The sequence below is a fragment of the Hansschlegelia beijingensis genome, from assembly GCF_045505405.1.
Lineage (GTDB): Bacteria > Pseudomonadota > Alphaproteobacteria > Rhizobiales > Methylopilaceae > Methylopila > Methylopila beijingensis_A.
The window spans coordinates 1-4,764 of record NZ_JBJKEX010000232.1 but is presented as its reverse complement, the minus strand read 5'-3'; the positions used below and the strand labels follow the sequence as shown (position 1 = coordinate 4,764).

Below are 4,764 nucleotides of genomic sequence, written 5' to 3'. Positions count from 1 at the left end.
GTGACGTTGGACGCCGCGGCCGAGCCGCGCGGCTCGCCCGACGGGGCGGGGGTCACCACCGCCGTCAGTTGCCGTCCGCGCAGGAGACCCTTGGAGACGGGGGCGGGCGTCGGGGCCTTGTCCTGGCTGACGCCGCTGCCGATCGAGTCCGGAGTGATCTCCGACGGGTCGACATGGGCGAGGTCGTAGCGCGACAGGTAGGACACCGCGAGTTCGCGGAACACGTAGTCGAGGATCGACGTCGCGTTCTTGATCGTGTCGTTGCCCTGCACGAAGCCGGCCGGCTCGAAGCGGGTGAAGGTGAAGGCCTCCACATACTCCTCGAGCGGCACGCCGTACTGCAGGCCGAGCGAGACCGCGATCGCGAAGTTGTTCATCACGGAGCGGAAGGCCGCGCCTTCCTTGTGCATGTCGATGAAGATCTCGCCGAGGCGGCCGTCGTCATATTCGCCGGTGTGCAGGTACACCTTGTGTCCGCCCACGATCGCCTTCTGGGCGTAGCCCTTGCGGCGGCCCGGCAGCTTCTCGCGCTCGCGCACGATCTGCACGCGCTCGACGATCTTCTCGATGACCTGGGCGGTGCGCGCCGCCTGCGGCTGGGCGACCAGCGCCTCGACCGCCTCGTCGGCGTCCTCCTCGTCGTCGGCGATCAGCTGCGCCGACAGCGGCTGGCTGAGCTTGGATCCGTCGCGGTAGAGGGCGTTCGCCTTGAGCGCGAGCTTCCAGCTGAGCTCATAGGCCTTGGCGCAATCCTCGACGGTCGCGTCGTTCGGCATGTTGATGGTCTTGGAGATCGCGCCCGAGATGAAGGGCTGCGCCGCCGCCATCATGCGGATGTGGCTCTCGACCGAGAGGAAGCGCTTGCCGGTGCGGCCGCACGGGTTCGCGCAGTCGAACACCGGGTAGTGCTCCGGCTTCAGGTGCGGCGCGCCCTCGACCGTCATGGCCCCGCAGATATGCGTGTTGGCGGCCTCGACCTCGGCCTTAGAGAAGCCGAGATGGGCGAGCAGGTCGAAGGCCGGGTCGTCGAGCTTCTCGGCCGGCACCTTCATGGCGCCGGTCAGGAACTCCTCGCCGAGCGTCCACTTGTTGAAGATGAACTTGACGTCGAAGGCCGACTTGCAGGCCGCCTCCAGCGTGTCGATCAGCTCGTCCGGAAAGCCCTTGGCGCGCAGCGTCACGGGGTTGATGGCGGGGGCCTGGCGCATCGAGGCGTGGCCGACCGCGTAGACCTCGATCTCGGCGATCTCGGCTTCCGAGTAGCCGAGCGCGCGCAGCGCCTCCGGGACGGCGCGGTTGATGATCTTGAAGTAGCCGCCGCCGGCCAGCTTCTTGAACTTCACCAGCGCGAAGTCGGGCTCGATGCCGGTGGTGTCGCAGTCCATCACGAGGCCGATCGTGCCCGTCGGGGCGACGACCGAGACCTGCGCGTTGCGGAAGCCATGGGCGGCGCCGAGCTTGAGCGCGCGCTCCCAGGCGTCCTGCGCGGCCTTGACCACCGAGGCTTCCGGGCAGGCGGCGACGTCGAGCGGGACGGGGAGGGTGGACAGGCCCTCATAGGCCTGCGCCTCGCCGCGCGCGGCGCGGGCGTGGTTGCGGATGACGCGCAGCATGTGCTCGCGGTTCGGCGCGAAGCCCTCGAAGGCGCCGAGCTCGCCCGCCATCTCGGCGGAGGTGGCGTAGGCGACGCCGGTCATCAGCGCGGAGAGCGCGCCGCACAGCGCGCGGGCCTCGCGGCTGTCATAGGCGATGCCGGACGACATCAGCAGGCCGCCGATATTGGCGTAGCCGAGGCCGAGCGTGCGGTAGCGCCAGGACAGCTCCGCGATCTGGCGCGACGGGAACTGCGCCATCAGCACCGAGATCTCGAGCACCACCGTCCACAGCCGGCAGGCGTGGGCGTAGGACTCGACGTCGAACGACTTATCCGCGCGGCGGAACTGCAGCAGGTTGAGCGAGGCGAGATTGCACGCCGTGTCGTCGAGGAACATGTATTCCGAGCACGGATTGGACGCCCGGATCGGCCCGGAGGCCGGGCAGGTGTGCCAGTCGTTCACCGTGGTGTGGAATTGCACGCCCGGGTCCGCGCAGGCCCAGGCGGCGTAGGAGATCTGGTCCCACAGCTTGCGGGCCTTGAGGGTCTTGACCGGCTTGCCGGTGGTGCGGGCGGTCAGGATCCAGTCGCCGTCATTCTCCACGGCGCGCAGGAAGTCGTCGGTGACGCGCACCGAGTTGTTCGAGTTCTGGCCCGAGACCGTGAGGTAGGCCTCGCCGTCCCAGTCGGTGGTGAAGGTCTCGAGGTCGATGTCCTGCTCGCCCTGCTTGGCGAGCTGGATCACGCGGCGGATCATGTTGTCGGAGACCTGCGCCTTGCGGGCGAGCTTCACCTCGCGCTTCAGCGCGGGGTTCTTCTCCGGCAGGAAGCAGTCGTCGCCCTCACCCTCGCAGTTCACGCAGGCCTTGAGGATGGCGCGGACGTGCTTCTTGACGATCCGCGAGCCGGTGACGAGCGCGGCGACCTTCTGCTCCTCCTTCACCTTCCAGGAGACGTAGGACTCGATGTCGGGGTGATCGGCGTCGACCACCACCATCTTGGCCGCGCGGCGCGTGGTGCCGCCGGACTTGATCGCGCCTGCGGCGCGGTCGCCGATCTTGAGGAAGGACATCAGGCCCGACGACTTGCCGCCGCCCGACAGCCGCTCGCCCTCGCCGCGCAGGCCGGAGAAGTTCGAGCCGGTGCCGGAGCCGTACTTGAACAGGCGCGCCTCGCGCACCCACAGATCCATGATGCCGCCCTCGTTAACGAGGTCGTCCGAGACGCCCTGGATGAAGCAGGCGTGCGGCTGCGGCCGCTCATAGGACGAGGCCGAGGGGCGAACCTCGCCGGTCTTGTGGTCGGCGTAGAAGTGGCCCTGGCTCGGCCCGTCGACCCCGTAGGCCCAGTAGAGGCCGGTGTTGAACCACTGCGGGGAGTTCGGCGCGGCCTTCTGGGTCGCGAGCATGAAGGCGAGCTCGTCGAAGAAGGCGCGAGCGTCCTCCTCGGTGTCGAAATAGTCGTGGGTCCAGCCCCAGTAGGTCCAGGTGCCGGCGAGCCGGTCGAACACCTGCCGAGCGTCGCGCTCGGGGCCGTAGCGCTCGGCCTCGGGGAGCTCGGCGAGCGCGGCTTCGTCGGCGACGGAGCGCCACAGCCAGGACGGGACGGTGTTCTCCTCGACCGCCTTCAGCTTCGCCGGCACGCCCGCCTTGCGGAAATACTTCTGCGCCAGGATGTCGACGGCGACCTGGCTCCACGCCTCCGGCACGTCGATGTCGGCCGCGCGGAACACGGTCGAGCCGTCCGGATTGCGGATCTCGGAGGTCGCCTTGCGGAACGGGACTTCGGCGTAAGGAGACTGGCCGGCCTTGGTGTAGCGACGTTCGATGCGCATGGCGTCCGAAGCTCCAGGTCTGATGCCGAACCGGCCCTTTGGGCGCGTTCGGGCCGGCGGTCGGCCGGCGGCCTCTTGTTCATCGCCAGGACGCAGACGACCGTTCCGGCGCAAAGGCTGCGCAGGCGCAATCGGGATGGCGATGGCGCCTGCCCGCGACGATTCTTTCGTAATTCCCAGCCCGCCGAGGCGCCTTTGCGGGGCGTCGGCGGCGAGGTCCGAAAGCTAGATCGAGTCTCCCGGACGGTCGAGTCGCGATTTCGAGTTATCCCGGCCTTCCGTCTATCCCTCGTGAGTGTTGCCGCTCTGCGACACCAGATATAGTGTCAGGAGCCGGTGAATGGAAGGTTTACGAGCTGGGGATCACGCCGTCGGCGGCGCTCTTTTTCGAGCCGTTTCAAGCCGTGACGGGCGCACGCCGCCCCGCGGGGATAACAGCGGGGAAAACCCCGCTTGCGCCTCGCAGACAGAGCGCCGCGCGGCCCGCCCGGGCCACCGGAGCCCCCGGAGAAGTGCCCCGGCGGCGCGCTAAGCCGGCTCGCGCGCACCGTCAGTCCAAGTCGATCCAGAATTAGAACAAGTAAAAAACTGCAAGAAGAGTTTGCGCAGACCGCGCGGGCCGGACTAGAACGCCTTCTGTTCCGCCCCGGCGCGGATCTGATCTGGAGGAACCCAGTGGCGTCCCTGATCTCACGCACGGAAGTGACGTTGCCGGATGCGCCCCGCGTGGCGTCGCTGCTGGTCGAGCACATGCAGGAGCATGACGTCGTTTGCGAGAACCGCGACGGCCGCACCGTCGCCGATCTGGGAATCGGCAGCGGCGTGATCGAGGTCACGCCGGCCGCTCTCAAGGTGGAGATCACGGCGCCGGACCTGGGCTCTCTCGAACTTCTGCGCGCTTTCGTGGCCGATCACGTCGTGGAGTTCTGCGAGGGCTTCGAGCCGACGATCGCATGGCGGGGCCACGTCGCGGCGTCGGACCGGATCGCGGACTTCCGCGAGCTCCGGCTGAAATCGGTGGTCGAGCTCACGCCGAAGATGCGCCGCCTGACCTTCTCGGGTGAGGATCTCGCGCGCTTCGATTCGCGCGAAGGCCTCCACGTCCGCATGTATTTCCCGCCGGAGGGGCTCGCCGAGCCCGAGTGGCCGCGGGTCGGGGCGGACGGGCAGATCGTCTGGCCGCCCGAGGAGCGCAAGCCCGCTGTCCGCTACTACACGGTGCGCCAGGTGCGACCCGAGGCGGGCGAGATCGACATCGACTTCGTGCTGCACGACGATCCGGGCCCGGGCGCGCGCTTCGCCGCGCAGGCGCGGCTGGGCGCGCCGGCCGCCGCGC

At 68.7% G+C, this 4,764-nt stretch carries 2 protein-coding genes; one reads left to right on the top strand and one right to left on the bottom strand.

The window, feature by feature from the left end; all coding sequences use genetic code 11:
• Nucleotides 1-3,428 (bottom strand): vitamin B12-dependent ribonucleotide reductase (locus tag ACIKT0_RS13075; protein ID WP_407105761.1); only part of this gene is annotated, 3,428 nt, incomplete at its 3' end.
• 675 nt (nt 3,429-4,103) lie between these two features.
• On the opposite strand from ACIKT0_RS13075, the gene ACIKT0_RS13070 reads away from it, so the two are divergent.
• On the top strand, nt 4,104-4,764 hold a 661-nt coding region (locus ACIKT0_RS13070; RefSeq protein ID WP_407105760.1), incomplete at its 3' end, for a DUF2218 domain-containing protein.